The organism is Myroides gitamensis (assembly GCF_029894455.1).
Classification (GTDB): domain Bacteria; phylum Bacteroidota; class Bacteroidia; order Flavobacteriales; family Flavobacteriaceae; genus Flavobacterium; species Flavobacterium odoratum.
Genome location: NZ_JARYHN010000001.1, coordinates 498,895 through 515,280, shown reverse-complemented (window position 1 = coordinate 515,280; position 16,386 = coordinate 498,895). Strand labels below are relative to the sequence as shown.

The following is a 16,386-nucleotide window of genomic DNA, read 5'->3' as shown; positions in this document are numbered from 1 at the left end:
TAATCATTCTAAAATTGCTTGCGTTCATTTCGTTGATCATCGTTGAATGAACAATACAAAATTATATCTGTCGTATGACAACTGTATGGCAAGAGTAAGGAGTAAATTACTGCAATCTTTTCCCTATTTATTCTACATTAGTTACAAAAGAAGAAGGACATCTGGTAGTAGATGTCCTTTTTACATTTGGGGTTAATTATGCAGTGTTTTCATAGACTAAGGCTATTATTTCCACTTCCATACAATCCAATTGATTGATTATTTTTTCTTTGAACTCAATCAAGAATTTAGAAGCAAATACTTGTATGAATGGTACTAAATTCATCAAGATATATAGTAAGGATTTCTTTTTTTATATAATATTTTTTAAAAAATAATATATTGGTTTTTAGGAAAATCGAACAAATCTTCATATTCTTTATTAGATAAAACGGCTCCAAAACTCTCTAACAACTTATTGATAATCTCATTATAGTTCGCTTCAGCAGCTTCTAAATAGTATTGTGTCTCATACTTATAGGTTGTGAGGATCTCGGCTAATTGTTGGATTTTGACTTCTTCAATATTGTATTGCAGTTTATTGTTTATTGCAAACTCAATTTTAAAGCTATTTAAAGCCATTGCTTTAGCATATCCACTTAAATTTGCTAATTCATCCCTATTAATTAAGGCTTCGAATTCCAATCCAAAACTGCTACCAATGCCATAAGTACCATAAAGGAAATAAGAAGCCCAATATCCTTTTGCATCTTTAACCGTCTTTGGGCTACCAGCTCCTCTTAATATTCGATTAGCTGCTTGATGACATACTCCTGTAATACCATAGATAATACCCGCCTGTCCATTAGGGTGAGCAGCTGTTTCAGCTCCGTTAAAATCCCCTTTATCAGCGAGTAACTGGCGCCCTCCTTTATCTCTTCCAAAACATCCCCATCTTTTTTCAGGGTGATGAAAGACAACATAGGTATGATCTGCAAATTGAGAAGGATTACTTGATCCTTCTCTAATTTCTCTATTGGGATAAATTTCTAAATATTCTGATTTTGAATTAATTCGAATAGCCCATCCTTCTACTGTTGGTGTTTGATTCATCTTATTTTTATTTTTTTGATTGGTTATTATTTGTTTACTGTCTTCTATCTGCTCGAAATGGCTCTGTTATCCAAAACCCTATTGCTTCAATATCTTGTGGTATATCTTTTTGAGGTAAAAGCACATGTACTCCACCTTGTTGTAAATAGGCTCCTCCTGAAACTTCATCTGTTCTTACATCCAAACTTCTTCTAGGTGAAGTAGCTCTTCCTTGAGGAATCAGTCTTTCTTGTTGTCTTCCTCTCGTTGCTGGTGGAGAAACAGTTTGTATAAAGTTTGAAGCATGCTCATAAACAAAAGACTGTTCACTGAGGGTCAAATCACCATACAAGTGTTCCACCCTACTTTTCGCTTCCTCTCTTGCCTGTTCATAATTCAATTTGAAATCAGTGTCTTTTAAATTTCGAGTTCCTCCTTGAACATTTCTTGCATACATACCAGGGGCTATTGAAGTTACAGCAATAGATCCCAACACACATGCCACAGATTTTTCAGAAAGTCCAAGCCCATTTAAAGGCATTTCTAATAATTTAAAAGTCGCATTTCTTAGCATATCATGAGCTTCCGCCTGATTAGTCTGAATAATACCTGAACCAGAATGTCCTGCCACTCTTCCTTGCGCACTTGATAAGATTGTTCTTGCAGTATCTGTTCTAAAACCATCTGCTAGCGTTTGCAATGAAGCTTGAACATCTGGATTAATTGTAATACCATTAAATCTTGTCAGTGAACTTCGTGTTATTGTATTTTGAACATGGTTAACCTCTACTATTTTTTCTATAAAATCTGTAGGCACTACCTCGTGATAACCACTACTATGTCTATGAATTGTTGCGTTCGAGGCTGCTCTATATTTTCTAAGAGTTCGAAAAGCTCTTTGTCTATTTTGAGCATTTGTCAACGTTTTGTCATTATCTAACGTATATCGTTGATAGTACCGTGAGCTCTGACGGTTAGGTGACCATACACTAGAACTAGACATTGCTCTGTCTCGTTTTGTACTTCTTTGCCTAAATTTTTTCCTTAAAAATTTTCCCATAGGCTATTTTTAGGTTATAGAAATTCCATACAATTTATAAATCGTCTTAGGGTCCTTTTTCTTGATTTTAATTTTAATTTTATTCAATCCTAACAACAAATAATCATGAAAATGAGCAGAATTAAAATCTCAGTATTTCTCAATGAAATGACACTTCTATTATTATGCCCCCCTTTACCTTCAGTAAAATTAACTTCAAGCGTAGTTTCAAAACAATCATTAATTTCAATTTGCAACTGAACTCCTGTATTATTGCCCTCTAACCAATGCATTAGGATCAAATCATAATTGACGGCATTGTCTATTATTTTAAAGAAAACTTCTAATTCCGACGTTTCATCTAGGGCAACAAGCCCCTTTTCCTTAGAAAAATTAAAATTTAGCCCATCAATTAGTAAATTATTGATGGAAGAATTCACTCTAAAATTTTTATCTTTAAAATAAATATAAGGATCCGTGTCAAAAAAAATATTGCAATTGTGTAAGGAGTTTTTCTCTGATAATTGAATTAGAGAAACCTGATACAAATCAATCTTTTCTTCAGAATGCAAAACTAATGTTCTACTGTTGGGATCTATTTTAACTTTTACATCTACTTTTTCACCTTGCGGAATTATTGCATTTTTGGCTTGGAGCATTTCCAAATTGAATACAGGTTTTATAAAGGAATTTTCAGGAGTATTATCTGTAATTTTAATCTTCGTTTTTGAGGTCATTAGAAAATCTACTCCATACATAGAGAGATGATTCGGTGAGGTTAAACTCTTTGTTTCATTGATTAATAATCTACGAGTCATATATCCAGGTAATAGGATAAAATTCTCATAATCTCTTTGATTGAATGAAATTGCATCCCATGGATAGGTTTGTCCCCATTTCCAATCGACTTGTTTTTCTTTTTGATTGATAATTCCAAAAGCTCCCCAATCTTTTATACTCATTGAAACTTGTACAGATTGTCCTAATCTATACCCCGTATCATTAGCAATCGTATTACTTCTATGACTGCTATTTTCTATTGCTAAGCGATAATCAACACCTGCAGAAAATCCTTGGAGTGTGGAATATCCTATGTTGACACCAAAAGAATTGGATTGACTATTTGAGGACCCACTAGTATATGAATGACTACTATTTTTGTTTGTTCCTTCGTCATCTGTAATGGATGAACTCATTTCTGAATTAAGTGTTCTTGGAAATATTTCTATAAACTGAATTTCATTGCATGTATTGTAAGATAAATTACAATCCATTAAAGCTGGATAAATACTAATCTCAGATACAGTATTGGGGTTTCTAGCTAAAACTCGCGCTAAAGAATCAATTAGAAAAAAGTCATTTTTCTTTACCTTTAATCCTTCAGCATTTATAGAAGTTGTTTGATTACTTAAATCTGAAAAGTATTGAACAATCAACTGAAGCTCAATAGCAGCTTCAAAACCTTCTTCAATCGTTGAAACAGATTTAAAAACACTATTAACATATTCTGGTATAATCATACTTAAACTATTTTAAAATTATTATAGCTCCATCTTTCGTTTTTTTCCCTACACTGCCATCATTTCCAGGATTACCAGATGCTCCAGCCGTTCCGGATTTTGCATTATCCTTCCCTGCTTTTCCAGCTTGTCCGCCAGCACCACCATTTCCGCCAATACCACCATTTCCGCTTTTACCTCCGCTTCCTCCATTTCCTAAATCAAGGCTTGTTGTAATTTTGCTTTCCTTATTCTTAATGGTGATATAACAATTTGACTCCCAATTTCCCGCATTGCCACCATTTCCACCGTTACCTGCATCGCCTCCTTTTCCACCATCTCCGCCTTCTGCTGGAGCAATATCATCTACAAATCTATTTGCTTGACCATTACCACCAGCGCCGCCATTACCACCAGCACCGCCATTGCTTCCATCACCACCGTTTCCACCGTTTCCAGGTTTTACATTAATATTTATTTTCAAAAAACTAATGTTTTCAATCTCCAAGGTTAAATTCTGAAGATCTAAAGCATTCATTGCATGACTTCCCACTTTTCCATCCTTTCCTTTTTCTCCATTTTCTCCCTTTTCCGCTAGCGTTCTAGGCCCTATAAATGGATTATCACCATCCTTTCCCTTTTTGCCATCTTTTCCTTTTTCTCCATCCTTTTCCTTTTTACCATTTTGACCATCAGTAGTTGAATACACAATATCAACTACACTAATACCTATTTCAGCATTAGCTGCTTTAGCCTGAATGTATACAATTCCTTCTCTATCCTGTATTTTTATTCTACTCGCAAGAAACTTAATTGTATCCGTTTGGATAATAATTGGTTTCTTTTTGTCAATGTTTTCAAAATACTTTTCGTCCAGATTAACAGTGTTATCTTCAACTACCAGTATTTCAAATGGTTCAAATGTTTCACAGCTTTGCAATAAATTGGTAAAACTAAAATTATTTGCATCAGCTAATTTTTCAAAATTTAAATTCGTGAGCATTTTTGTAAATTCAGGAAATCTGTCATACAGATTTTTCAAATCATTTGCGTTCGAGACTTGTATTGTTTTCATACTTTTAAAATTTTATTTTCTTACTCCTCAGGCTTTTCGGATTATGCCCTGTTTTTTAAGTGGTTACTAGACACCTCTTTTAACTTGATCCTAAAGCTTCTTTGACCCGTAAATTCAGTGATTTATAGCTTTCTTTGTATCAGTCAAAAAGCCTTATTTTTTCTGTCCTTTTTTCCCCTTAAAAAAAGGACAAAAAAAAAGTCTTGTTCAAATGATATCCATTCGAACAAGACAAAGAAAGTCTAGTTGATTAAAAAATAAATCAGTATTAAATACCAAATCTATTCTTCCGTATTTATACGTAATACTTCATTAGTACAAACTATAGAGTTGATTCGCCACGGCATAAACAACGAGCCCAACCGTATTTTTAGCACCAATTCGCTCTAATATACGTTGGCGATGAGTTTCTACCGTTCTTTTGCTTAAAAATAGAGCATCAGCAATTTCTTGATTAGTAAATTCCTTGCATATTAATTCAATTATCTCTAGCTCCCTTGAGCTAAATGTAGGTTCTTCTTCATATCGCGATTTTTTATTTTGCAAATAACCTACAATCATTTCTTGGTCTTTTGCTGTAAAGAAAACCCCGTGTTCATTCACCTTTTGAATCGCTTCAAACAATAATTCTTTAGAAGAATTCTTAGGTAAAAAAGAAGAGACACCTAGTTTAACCATTTGTCCTAAATAGGTCTGACGATAATAAGAAGATAAAATAATGATTTTTAATGATGGATATTTTTCTTTCAGTATTTCTACTAATTCAAACCCATTCATAGGCTCCATTTTGATATCAACGAATAATACAGCTGGAAAATCAATAGCGCTCAATCCTGCCAACTGTTCCATTACCTTATCTGGATAAGTAGTTGATAGCGTTATTTTCAATTTTGGAAAAGAAGATAATACTAAATTTAGCCCTTCCAATAAGAGTAAATCATCATCTACTAAACCAATTGTAATATTATTTTTCATGTATAATTTTAATTTTCATAAGAAGAGTTGTCCCTTTTTGAGGAGCACTTTTCCATTTGTAAATTCCAAAAAGAGATTGAACTCGATATTCGATATTTTTCATTCCCATCCCTTTCTTCACTTCCGTTAAATCAAATCCTTTACCATTATCATGAAGTGAAATAGCAAGCATCTGTCCTGTTTGGCGAATACACAATATTACTTCCGTTGCAGCAGCATACTTAATCACATTATTGATGAACTCTTGAACAATCCTATAGATTTGAATTTCGATTTGAATATCTTGTATTTTGAACAGTTTAGGAATTTCTAATTGAAAATTAATCTGTCCATACAAATGGATTTGCATTTCTTCTAACATCCCTTTTAAGCCCAAATATTCTATTTCTATGGGATACATTTCATGTGCAATATTTCTAGTTGCGTCACTCAATAAAGGTAATTGATTTAGCAAAAGATCTTTACTTCGACCTTCAGCCATCTCAATTTGTTGAACGCACATAGATAGTACATGAATCCTATTACCAATGTCATCGTGAATAATACGTCCTATTCTTTTTCGTTCCTCTTCTTGAACTTGAATCACCTTATTCAAAACATCTTTTTGATGTTGAACTTCTAATTTACCTTTTTCAATTTGTGCCTCATATATTTTCTTTTGTGCCTTTAAGTGTATTCTTGTAAAAACAACTAATACGATCACTACAAACAATACCAATGCTATGACATAAGGAATTACATATTCGAGGTCTTGATATTTTTCCATAAATAATACGTTGAAATACTATACAGTACACCTCCTGCAAGAGCATATAACATCCAAGTAATAAAGATTGAATCATGAGGTATATTAACTAAAAACTCTAATAATATAAATTGTATAAAACATATCACAAAATAAATAATCATGACGTGGATTAAGGGTAACATCTTCAAATCATTACTACTTCTATACAAAATACTGAACAAGATGGTTAAAAAAAGTATAGCGTTAAATACCCGGCCTTTATTCAATATATAATCATTTGTATTGAAATAATATACCAATTCACAGATATGAAGTAAAACTCCAACTCCGATAAAAATCTTACTCATTTTCGGATATGGATTAATTGGATGCAAAAAGGTTCCTAGCAGTACCAGCTCAACCACATTAAACAACGGCAATAACCCAACATTTGGGTATTGGAAATAAATAAGTACAGTATTAGAAAAATCAAACAAAAAACAAAAAATAATATACAACGAAAGTGCTTTACAATACTTGTTTACTTGTTTGAATAAAGCCAAATTGATTAAACACAAAATAAAAGTAATACACGTAATAAACCCAGTTACAACATCCGCTATTACTAAATAGTAATCATTCATCTTCTTTTTTACTCCAGTGATTTAGGTTCTATTTCATATTGAAGCAAAGCAAATTCTTCTTTGGGTTTTGTATGCCTAAATGGAGGGCTTAATCTAGCCATATCAAAAAAAGCTTGTTCTTTAGATTCTGAATTTGTTTGATAAATAACGATATCAGGAGATGCTTTTTCAATAGGGGCTTCTTTTTTATCTTCTTTTTCACCTTCTTTTTCATTACAATCTTTCATACCAAAATGTCCTTCCATGCTAATCCACTTATTGGTGAAATTAAAATCTTCCATCGGAATATCAAATACATCAAACACTTCATTATTTTTCACCCAATCTGCTATTTCCTTACTCCATCTCTCTTTTCTTTCTTTTGCTTCTTTTTCAGAAATCTCCACATCTTCACCAAGCGTATAATTTACAACATTAAATTTTCTAATAATTTCATTAAAATCCCCCTTATAATCATCTAAAAACTTTTTGTTATCCTTATTTTCAGCAACCATATACAAGATGAATTTATACTCTTTTGTCTTCTTCTCTTTATCTTGAATAATCTCTAATGCCGGGTATATATGATAACTTTTAGCTTCATCATCACCTTTAAGATAATGAATATCAAAATATTCTGCCTTTATTAAAATAGCTGTAATGTCAGCTTTATTTTTTTTCTTTGTTTGCCAATTTTGCAAGTTTTCAAGAATTTGTTTCATAATTTTCAGGTGGTATAATTTTTTAATTTTTAAAGATAAGATAAATAACACAACCTTTTAACTTCTTATTTTTCAAATTAATTTATCTTAAATATTACCCTATTAACGCTGTATAGCTAAAGAGATTAATTGCTGGATAATGGGATAAAAAAAGGCATCCAAAAGGATGCCTACTATTCTTATTTCTTCACAAAACGCTTAACCACTCGCTTGTTATCCTGGTTCAACTCAATCAAATACACTCCTTTGTTTAATTGACTTACATTTATCCCTTGATCTGTAACCGTATTTTGTTGGATTACCTGTCCAATTGCATCAAAAATGCGATACGAAATGGCGCTTTCTGACTCCGAGGTAACATGTAAAATATCTGTTGTTGGATTTGGATAAAGTACAAAATCCAATTGTTCCACTGCGCGTTCTCCTTGAGCTCGCTTAAAAATTGCCTTTACTTTAAAATTTGCTCTAGGATTGATGATAATTTTAGATTGCGTGGATTGAACATCTCCTTCCCAACGTACAAAGCGATAACCTGGTAGGGCGATGGCTTCTACTGTAACGGGAATCGTTTTAAAATAATACCCCTGCCAGTTCTCATACTCATCACCTACTCCTACAGTACTGCTGTTAATCTCAATGGTATTGACTTTGACAAATCCTCTGTCTTTATCGTTAATATGCGCTTTCAAGCGATACTTTCCACTCAAATTAAAATGCGTTTGAATGTGTTGGTCTTGATAAGTCGGTCTCAAACGAGCAAATTCCCTCATTTGTTCCACTCGATTTTCCCAATCTTGCATGGAAGTCAGTAAATTCCATCGTTCAATGTATCTGGGCATTTCTGGGCGAATACGTTCTTGCATCTCATTAATCAACGCAATAACATGCTCTTCTTTATAGCTCGTATTCATTAAATCGGCAAATCGATTTAAGAAATAATTTTTATATGTCTCATTAGCGAGGAGTCCCTTTAGAATATGATCTTCACTTGCTATTGCCGACGCTAACGTATTATGGCTATAAGAATTGTTGATCCATTCATCAATTCCATTAAAACCTGCATCTAAATCTTTGAATACCCAGCGGAATCGACCATCCTGTCCATAAGGGGCATCAGGGGTATACTCTACTCTTTTTCTAAAATAGGTATTGTTGTTGTGTGGCCAATCAAAATTAGCCGCATAGATTTCGGCAATTTGAAAATCGGTAAAATTCACCTCATCAATATACGTCAATGCTTTTTTATAGTTTTTCTTCTTTTTTAAATTTTGATTTGTAAAAAAATCAACCACTTTCAAGTACTGTACATTATCTCCCACATCTGCTAATCCAGCATTTTCTAAAAAGTCGAGGTCTCTTTCTTTTATATCGTATACTCGTTCAAAATATTTCTCGTCATATCGCTCGCGTAAATTCATCAAACCGTAATATTCGCCATTGACAAACGTTACAACAGGTTGGTATTTTTGGGTTTCAAAATGCAGATGTTCGTTTAATTTTTGCACAAAGGCATCTCTAAACATCGTTCTATACGTATCATTTCCAGAATTTCTTACAATTAATCGCTTAAAACTATCGTAGGGATATTCATCAAAGAAATTATACTTCAGATCCTTCTTTCCATACTCTGATTTTGCATACATGCGGTAGGATCTATTTTTAAAATGTCGCGATCCATTGCCGTGGTTTCTTATACCTACCGTTTGATTGATTTTCTCCCCTCCATGGGCTAAATAAATGAAGTTAACAGGCACCTCCGATGCTGAGCCACTCGCCCAATAATTAGCTGGGACTGTGGTTTCATACTGATCAACCTGTGGATTTGCTAATCGCCAATCATCAAATGTTTTTCCTGCTACCCACAATCCATTTTCATAACCAAAGAGTTGATCATCATTCACATTAATATTCACCACAGGAAACGCATATTCTTTATTAATCAAATATACCCTTGTGGTTGTTTCAGAAAAATGCTGGTTATCGAGGTAAGCTTTGGCTCTCACTACAAAGCTTTTATCTACAGGAGTAGCGGGGAAGTACGGATTGGATTCAAAAGTAGTCGATATATTCGCTAGTCGATTAGGCTCCATCGTTCTATCATAGATGGCAATTGGCGTTGTATACATCAATGAGCGTATCGTATCTTGGTGTAGTTCAAAAGGCAATTGACCTCCGCGTTCTGGATATTTGGTTTTATAAGTAAATGTACTCCCTCCTAAATTCTCAAGGGTCGGTTCTGATCCATCGAGCGTATAGACAATCTGCACATTAGAATTTTCATGACTAAGATGTAAAGTAAATGCCTGTTCATAAAATCCACTGGCAGCAGAAAAAACAGGCGGTTTTACTTGTTGACCAAACACAGATAAGGTCAAACTAAAAACGAGTACTAAATAACATTTTTTCATCATACTTTAATTTTTAAAGATTAAAATTTTATCTTAAAATTAAAATATTAACATAAATAAAACCATTATTTTTGTAAAATATCACAAATAAAAACAAAAACAAACACAAGGATACAACAGAGTTAACTACGTGATTCAGAACAAAACACTAGTAAATAGTGCACTTGAAGCTACTAAACAGCCTCCTATAGCTTGATTTGATTTTAGTGATTTAAAAAAGTAGTACTTCCTACTTTCATCGAAAAAGTTCTTTTTAATTTCGCTTGATCCAGGTACTCGCCTTTTCCTTCTTTGTCTTTTTAGGAACTGGATTTGCTGCCCAGCTAGTAGGTCCTGTTTTCTTCCAGACCATATCATGCGTTCGAATCATTTTAATATACCCCCAAATACCTAGGGTGAGCATCAAAATAAAGAATACTAGAATTCCACTGACAAAAAGAGGGACCTCATTACCATAAAACAAGGCGTAAATTAATAACCCATCAAAAAGTACCATGACAATTGGTATAAAAAAGGTAAGTCCAATGTATTTAATTACGTTCAAATAGTACTCCATCTTGTAATTCATTGCATAGAGCAAGATTCCCCAAAGGGCAAATACCAAGACGACCATCATGAGCAAGGTACCAAAAAATAAAGCAAATGTACCAAAACCAAAACTCACACTATCCTTTGAAGTTTCATCGTAATACACCGTTACAGTCGCTTCAATTGTTGGTTGACTACTTGAAGAATACGACAAGGTATGAGCTACTAACACGCCAGACAAAGTTGTAAATTCAACTGTTGGTGTAAACATAGTTGTAGTAGTTCCCGCATCTGCATCATGGCTTTCATAAGAAGAATAAGAAATAACTTTTGCTTCATAACGCTGTCCATTTACTACCAATTGGGTTGTTTTATAGAGAGACGACCCCATGCCTATGGTTATGCTTATTGCAAAAACCATCACAATCGTTACCACCAAAAAAACATACCCAAAGCCAAGACACCCTAGCCCACCTTTTCCAGCGTGCAAACGACGTTGTCCTATTTTATAGGTCAACCAAAGGCCAAAAAGCAGCGCTAAAACCCCACTCCAGCCATATAAAGTCAAACTGAGAAAAATCATAGAGAATAGAATCATAAAAAACATACAATGAGAACTGCTTAGTTGTACCGCGAAGTTTGGTGCTTAAATGTTGTTTTTTGACGCTTTATCAACTCATTATCTTGGAATACTTGTTTCTCCATTGCTGTTGGTGTCTCTGCTTTTTCTGAAGAACTACCAGTAGTAGTTGGAGGCATTAGCCTATCCTTTTTTGTTTGCACTATCCAAGAGCCGCGTATATCCATCAGCCTTCTACTAATTACATAGAGAACATACAAGGCAAAAATAAGGATAAAGATAGAAAAGCTCTCCGCTTCTTCTTTGGAACCAAAAATTCGATATTGATAAAAAACAACGAGTATATAGCCTACCATTAGCATACGCAAAGGTTTAATCAACAGGTGAATTCCCTTTCTAGTAGCTGCTGCAGTCTGATTTGTAATAATTGCAAACGCATGCAAGACAAATAAAGTTAAAAACAAAGCCATTCTACAAACTAAAAAGGCCAGAACAAGAATAATATAAGCCAGAATCAGATCTTCATAAGTCAACCAAAACGTACCTCCTTCTGCATCTAGGAATACCGCTTGATCTACATCCGAAAAGAAATCATGCGTAATATCTTCAAGCCGCTCAGCAGGAATAAACACTTGATTTCCGTCTGATCCAGTAGCAGTAATTCCGACAGCCACACTCCCTCGCTCATCTACAACTCGTTCTAATCGTCCTGTATACAATTCGCCCGTAACAAGAGCTTGTCCCATTTGAACTGGTAGACTAACAATAGAAAGCACCCATGAACTACCTGCGGATAACAGAATTAACACGATAATAATCGGAAGGAAATTAATTTTCTTACCTCTTTTTTGATTCATCTTGCTTGATTTTTCTTTTTTTCTATTCTAGATAGAAAAGCTAATTTTAGTATTATCAGCAAGATACCACAATATAAATTAAGAAACCTTATCTCCTTTCCTCATCAACAAAAAAAAGGATGAATTACAACATTCATCCTTTCGTTCGTTTATATCGCGATATAGCGTTTATTCTCCTTTAATAAAAGTGAGGAATTCATCGTAATACTGGGCTAAGAGTATTTGATAGCCTTCACTTTGATCTACTTTCATTTTATCTGTATCGGGTTGAGAAACAAAATAAATAACAAAAGCATCAACGTGATATTCTGGAATTCCCAAATCTTTCATTAGCTCTTCTCTTGGGTATTGTTTATAAAAAGAGGCAACATTGTTTTCGATCTTTTCATATTCGATCATTTGCAAATCGCGTTTTCGCGTTCCATTCAATCGATTGATAATTCCATCAATTGTAATTCCCATTTTTAAATCGCTAGTCGACATGAATATGCGATTATTTTTATTGTATCGCTTTTCGGCTGGTGTTAATTTCTTACCGCCAAAATTCATTTCACCTTCACCAAACTCCTTTTTAACGATTACGATTTCTTCTAATTTCTGCCCTGGTTTTACTAATACGGGAGTGATTCGTTTTGTTTGTAAATCACCTTCATCAATTACATAGAGCATTGTTGCACTGTATTCACTTGAAAAACGCAGTGTATCACCTAAATGGGTTTGTATTAAAAAATAACCTGTTTGATCCGATTGAGTTTTCTCCTTTGTATTTTTATTTTCAATAGAAACTGGAATAATTTGTCCATTGTACAATCGAACGCGTCCATCTATTAAAGTTGGTCTTTGAGCATAAGCACTCAAGCCAATACATACTATACTCAATAACGCCAATAGGTTTTTCATAATTTACTAGTTTGTTTTGATAAAGATATAATTACTTCAAAGAATAAAAAAAATTATTCCTCTAGCATTGTATTTATTTTTTCTAACACATACGGAGGAGGTACAGTTGGACGACCTGTTTGCATATCAACAAACACCAACATGGAATATCCCGTTGTTAATAACTCGTTATTTTGATTATATAATTCATAATCGAATTCAATTTTTACCCCACTGCATTTTTTAAATATGGTGCGAATACATAAGTCTTCATCATACTTTGCTGGTTTTTTATAGTTCATGGTTAAGGATACGACTGGAAGCATGATTCCCAATTCCTCCATTTGCTTATACGAAATCCCTAAGTTTCGCAACCACTCAACTCTCCCTATTTCAAAGTATTGTGCATAATTACCATGGTACACGACTCCCATCTGATCTGTTTCTGCATAACGCACACGTACTGTGTAATCGAATTTTTTCATATTCCTTTTAAATTTTATTTGACTAATTGAATTATAAATGTACTTACCATTTTTTTTTGAAAATTACAATGACTAATTCGTTTTTTTATCCCAAAAATTGTTCACATATTTGCCATCTGATTCGACACCGACATCAATCCAAAAAACATTCAAAAATAGTAACTGTTTTTTTAAAAATCTAACCAAAAATGCACGAATACAAAGACATGACAGCGCAATCTGCTTGGAATGCTTGTCTTGAATTCATAAAGGACAACATAGGCGAACAAGCGTTTAAGACTTGGTTCATGCCTATTAAAGCCATTGAATTAACTGAAGACAAGCTCTATATACAAGTGCCTAGCAAATTCTTTTATGAATGGCTAGAAGAGCACTACGTAAGTATATTGAAAGTTGCGTTGACAAAAGTGTTAGGTGGAAATGCAAAGTTACTATATAAAATACAAATGGAAAATGTATCTGGCAACAAGCAGCCATTTACAGAACAGTTACCTAGTTCACAACGAGGACCTGTAAAACCACAAGAATTGGATGTTCCTGTTCAGAATAAAAATCCTGAACTAAAAAACCCTTTCATTATACCGGGAATTCGAAATGTAAAGATTGAGTCACAATTAAACTCAAACTATTCTTTTGATAACTTCTTAGAAGGAGATGCAAACCGTTTAGCGCGTTCTGCAGGTATGGCTGTGTCTAAAAAACCAGGAGGAACTTCATTCAACCCTTTATTGATTTTTGGTGGCGTTGGATTAGGAAAAACTCACTTAGCACATGCAATTGGTGTAGAAATCAAAGAATACTTTCCTGACAAAACTGTACTTTACATTTCTGCGGAAGTATTTACACAACAATATGTGGACTCTGTTCGCAAACAAACAAGAAATGATTTCATCTATTTTTATCAATTAATTGATATATTAATTGTCGATGATATTCAATTCTTATCCGGTAAGTCGGGAACGCAAGATGTATTTTTCCACATCTTCAACCACTTACACCAAAATGGAAAACAAGTTATCTTAACTTCAGATAAGGCTCCTGTTGACATGCAAGATATTGAGCAACGCTTATTATCTCGTTTTAAATGGGGATTATCTGCGGAGATTCAAACACCAGATTTTGAAACTAGAGTTAAGATTGTTAAACATATTTTATACCGCGATGGTGTGACAATGCCAGAAAACATCATCGAGTATATGGCTAAAAATGTATCGACAAACGTTCGTGAATTAGAAGGGGCTATTATCTCATTAATCGCTCAATCTTCTTTCAACAAACAAGAAGTTACTATTGATTTAGCTCGTCAAGTTATTGAGAAATTCATCAAGCATACGCAAAAAGAAATTTCAATTGACTACATCCAAAAAGTGGTTTCTGATTACTTTGAAATGGATATTGAAACATTGAAATCAAAAACGCGTAAACGCAATATTGTACAAGCAAGACAATTAGCCATGTTCTTTGCTAAAAAGTACACGAAAGCTTCTTTGGCTAATATTGGTTCTCAAATAGGAAAACGCGATCACGCTACCGTATTACACGCTTGTAAAACAGTAGATAACCTATTAGAAACGGATAAGGAATTCAAGAAATTCCACGATGAAATTAACCAAAAGTTCAATATGTAATGAAAGCAAAAGTACTCATGGTCTGTTTAGGTAATATCTGTAGGTCACCCTTGGCCGAAGGTATTCTACAAGCTAAACTTCCCCAAGAAGACTTTTTAGTAGATTCTGCGGGCACTGGAAATTGGCATGTGGGTGAATTACCCGATCAACGTTCCATTGCAGTAGCTAAAAAATACGGTATTGACTTAACTACACAAAGAGCCAGACAATTTAAAAAGAGTGATTTTTCTACTTTTGATTATATTTTTGTCATGGATCAATCGAATTACAACAATGTAATTCAGTTGGCAGAAAAGCCAGAAGATGCACAGAAGGTTCGCCTGTTATTGGATGTCATTCATCCAGGTAAAAAAGCAGAAGTTCCCGATCCGTATTACGGAGGTCCTGATGGATTTGAGCATGTTTTTCAACTGGTTGATGAAGCGTGTACGCTTATCGCTAAAGATTTAAAATCTTAGTAATTTATATAATAGATTCAAGGAGGAAATTGTATTTCTTCCTTTTATTTTTTCTAAACTGCTTTACTTACCTTTGTAGTTTAAACACAGTTCCAAAATATTATGGATAAAGCCACTCAAACGGGAAACTTGTACATGATTCCGACCACATTGGGAGACAATGATCCCATGCAAGTACTTCCGCAAGCTGTTAAAGAGACAATCGATCGATTGACTATTTTCATCGTCGAAAATGAAAAAACAGTTCGAAAATTCATCAAGCGAATTGCACCAGATAAGAAACAATCGGAATTAATTTTATTCCCATTAAATAAACACACAGACCCTGCAACATACAAACAGTACATACAGCCATTACTAGAAGGCAAAGATGTAGGAGTCATTAGTGAAGCAGGTTGTCCAGGTATTGCTGATCCTGGCGCAACTATTGTTGAACTAGCGCACAAACAAAACATTCGCGTATTACCCTTAGTAGGACCATCTTCTATTCTACTTGCCCTAATGGCTTCTGGAATGAATGGGCAGAGTTTTGCCTTTAATGGTTATCTTCCCATAGATAAAAATGAGAAAAAAGGAGCTTTAAAAACGTTTGAACGTTTGTCTTTTGAAAAGAGTCAATCGCAAATCTTTATCGAAACTCCATATAGAAATAATCAACTGTTACAAGATTTAATTCAAACCTTACATCCCAATACGTTACTGTGTATCGCTTGTGATATTACACTAGAAAGTGAATTCATCCAAACGAAACCAATAACTGCCTGGAAGAGAACTACAATTGATTTGCATAAAAGACCTTGTATTTTTATTCTACATAAAAATTAAAATTCCA

Annotated in this window: 17 protein-coding genes; 3 read left to right on the top strand and 14 right to left on the bottom strand. The window is 33.9% G+C overall.

Annotated elements, in window-relative coordinates; all coding sequences use genetic code 11:
• Positions 1-196 precede the first annotated feature (196 nt).
• From M2306_RS02330 to M2306_RS02265, 14 genes are all read right to left on the bottom strand, one after another.
• Positions 197-325 (bottom strand): hypothetical protein, encoded by a 129-nt coding sequence (locus M2306_RS02330; protein WP_259188990.1) that lies wholly within the window; start codon positions 323-325, stop codon positions 197-199.
• A gap of 41 nt (positions 326-366) precedes the next feature.
• Positions 367-1,092 (bottom strand): hypothetical protein, encoded by a 726-nt coding sequence (locus tag M2306_RS02325; RefSeq protein WP_259188991.1) that lies wholly within the window; start codon positions 1,090-1,092, stop codon positions 367-369.
• Positions 1,093-1,126: 34 nt separating this feature from the next.
• On the bottom strand, positions 1,127-2,074 hold the full coding sequence (locus M2306_RS02320; protein ID WP_259188992.1) for a hypothetical protein: 948 nt from the start codon (positions 2,072-2,074) through the stop codon (positions 1,127-1,129).
• Positions 2,075-2,220: 146 nt separating this feature from the next.
• Positions 2,221-3,630, bottom strand: a complete 1,410-nt coding sequence (locus M2306_RS02315) for a hypothetical protein (RefSeq protein WP_498882740.1) — start codon at positions 3,628-3,630, stop codon at positions 2,221-2,223.
• A gap of 7 nt (positions 3,631-3,637) precedes the next feature.
• Positions 3,638-4,684 carry a hypothetical protein gene (locus M2306_RS02310; protein ID WP_310503473.1) on the bottom strand — a complete coding sequence of 349 codons (1,047 nt, stop codon included), beginning with the start codon at positions 4,682-4,684 and terminating at the stop codon, positions 3,638-3,640.
• 312 nt (positions 4,685-4,996) lie between these two features.
• The gene (locus M2306_RS02305; protein WP_259188995.1) at positions 4,997-5,659 is read right to left on the bottom strand and encodes a response regulator transcription factor; all 663 of its coding nucleotides are present in this window, start codon (positions 5,657-5,659) and stop codon (positions 4,997-4,999) included.
• Entirely contained in the window at positions 5,649-6,425 is a 777-nt protein-coding gene (locus M2306_RS02300; RefSeq protein ID WP_259188996.1) for a sensor histidine kinase, read from the bottom strand. Before M2306_RS02300 ends, M2306_RS02305 begins: the two co-directional genes overlap by 11 nt.
• The gene (locus tag M2306_RS02295) at positions 6,395-7,030 is read right to left on the bottom strand and encodes a hypothetical protein (RefSeq protein ID WP_259188997.1); all 636 of its coding nucleotides are present in this window, start codon (positions 7,028-7,030) and stop codon (positions 6,395-6,397) included. The genes M2306_RS02300 and M2306_RS02295 overlap by 31 nt, the downstream gene beginning before the upstream one ends.
• Positions 7,031-7,038: 8 nt before the next feature.
• Entirely contained in the window at positions 7,039-7,731 is a 693-nt protein-coding gene (locus M2306_RS02290) for a hypothetical protein (protein ID WP_259188999.1), read from the bottom strand.
• Between the two features lie 179 nt (positions 7,732-7,910).
• A complete protein-coding gene (locus tag M2306_RS02285; RefSeq protein WP_259189000.1) occupies positions 7,911-10,142 on the bottom strand; it encodes a CotH kinase family protein in 2,232 nt (743 codons plus the stop codon).
• Between the two features lie 250 nt (positions 10,143-10,392).
• Positions 10,393-11,250, bottom strand: a complete 858-nt coding sequence (locus M2306_RS02280; protein ID WP_259189002.1) for a DUF3592 domain-containing protein — start codon at positions 11,248-11,250, stop codon at positions 10,393-10,395.
• Between the two features lie 38 nt (positions 11,251-11,288).
• Entirely contained in the window at positions 11,289-12,104 is an 816-nt protein-coding gene (locus M2306_RS02275; protein WP_259189003.1) for a hypothetical protein, read from the bottom strand.
• 168 nt (positions 12,105-12,272) lie between these two features.
• Positions 12,273-13,004: a hypothetical protein gene (locus M2306_RS02270; protein WP_115090884.1), complete on the bottom strand. Its 732-nt coding sequence runs from the start codon at positions 13,002-13,004 to the stop codon at positions 12,273-12,275.
• A 53-nt stretch (positions 13,005-13,057) separates the two neighbouring features.
• On the bottom strand, positions 13,058-13,468 hold the full coding sequence (locus M2306_RS02265; RefSeq protein ID WP_002986080.1) for an acyl-CoA thioesterase: 411 nt from the start codon (positions 13,466-13,468) through the stop codon (positions 13,058-13,060).
• 188 nt (positions 13,469-13,656) lie between these two features.
• On the opposite strand from M2306_RS02265, the gene dnaA reads away from it, so the two are divergent.
• From dnaA to M2306_RS02250, 3 genes are all read left to right on the top strand, one after another.
• Positions 13,657-15,096, top strand: coding sequence for a chromosomal replication initiator protein DnaA (gene dnaA, locus M2306_RS02260; protein WP_259189006.1), 1,440 nt, complete (start codon positions 13,657-13,659; stop codon positions 15,094-15,096).
• Entirely contained in the window at positions 15,096-15,554 is a 459-nt protein-coding gene (locus tag M2306_RS02255) for a low molecular weight protein-tyrosine-phosphatase (protein WP_259189007.1), read from the top strand. The genes dnaA and M2306_RS02255 overlap by 1 nt, the downstream gene beginning before the upstream one ends.
• A 102-nt stretch (positions 15,555-15,656) precedes the next feature.
• Entirely contained in the window at positions 15,657-16,379 is a 723-nt protein-coding gene (locus tag M2306_RS02250) for an SAM-dependent methyltransferase (RefSeq protein ID WP_115090889.1), read from the top strand.
• The last annotated feature ends 7 nt before the right edge of the window (positions 16,380-16,386 follow it).

What these genes read in the sequence shown, in the direction of transcription:
- M2306_RS02285 (WP_259189000.1), bottom strand. Translation starts at nt 10,142, where the DNA reads ATGATGAAAAAATGTTATTTAGTACTCGTTTTTAGTTTGACCTTATCT.
- M2306_RS02275 (WP_259189003.1), bottom strand. Translation starts at nt 12,104, where the DNA reads ATGAATCAAAAAAGAGGTAAGAAAATTAATTTCCTTCCGATTATTATC.
- dnaA (WP_259189006.1), top strand. Translation starts at nt 13,657, where the DNA reads ATGCACGAATACAAAGACATGACAGCGCAATCTGCTTGGAATGCTTGT.
- M2306_RS02320 (WP_259188992.1), bottom strand. Translation starts at nt 2,074, where the DNA reads ATGTCTAGTTCTAGTGTATGGTCACCTAACCGTCAGAGCTCACGGTAC.
- M2306_RS02280 (WP_259189002.1), bottom strand. Translation starts at nt 11,250, where the DNA reads ATGATTTTTCTCAGTTTGACTTTATATGGCTGGAGTGGGGTTTTAGCG.
- M2306_RS02250 (WP_115090889.1), top strand. Translation starts at nt 15,657, where the DNA reads ATGGATAAAGCCACTCAAACGGGAAACTTGTACATGATTCCGACCACA.
- M2306_RS02305 (WP_259188995.1), bottom strand. Translation starts at nt 5,659, where the DNA reads ATGAAAAATAATATTACAATTGGTTTAGTAGATGATGATTTACTCTTA.
- M2306_RS02295 (WP_259188997.1), bottom strand. Translation starts at nt 7,030, where the DNA reads ATGAATGATTACTATTTAGTAATAGCGGATGTTGTAACTGGGTTTATT.
- M2306_RS02310 (WP_310503473.1), bottom strand. Translation starts at nt 4,684, where the DNA reads ATGAAAACAATACAAGTCTCGAACGCAAATGATTTGAAAAATCTGTAT.
- M2306_RS02265 (WP_002986080.1), bottom strand. Translation starts at nt 13,468, where the DNA reads ATGAAAAAATTCGATTACACAGTACGTGTGCGTTATGCAGAAACAGAT.
- M2306_RS02325 (WP_259188991.1), bottom strand. Translation starts at nt 1,092, where the DNA reads ATGAATCAAACACCAACAGTAGAAGGATGGGCTATTCGAATTAATTCA.
- M2306_RS02270 (WP_115090884.1), bottom strand. Translation starts at nt 13,004, where the DNA reads ATGAAAAACCTATTGGCGTTATTGAGTATAGTATGTATTGGCTTGAGT.
- M2306_RS02300 (WP_259188996.1), bottom strand. Translation starts at nt 6,425, where the DNA reads ATGGAAAAATATCAAGACCTCGAATATGTAATTCCTTATGTCATAGCA.
- M2306_RS02255 (WP_259189007.1), top strand. Translation starts at nt 15,096, where the DNA reads ATGAAAGCAAAAGTACTCATGGTCTGTTTAGGTAATATCTGTAGGTCA.
- M2306_RS02315 (WP_498882740.1), bottom strand. Translation starts at nt 3,630, where the DNA reads ATGATTATACCAGAATATGTTAATAGTGTTTTTAAATCTGTTTCAACG.
- M2306_RS02290 (WP_259188999.1), bottom strand. Translation starts at nt 7,731, where the DNA reads ATGAAACAAATTCTTGAAAACTTGCAAAATTGGCAAACAAAGAAAAAA.
- M2306_RS02330 (WP_259188990.1), bottom strand. Translation starts at nt 325, where the DNA reads ATGAATTTAGTACCATTCATACAAGTATTTGCTTCTAAATTCTTGATT.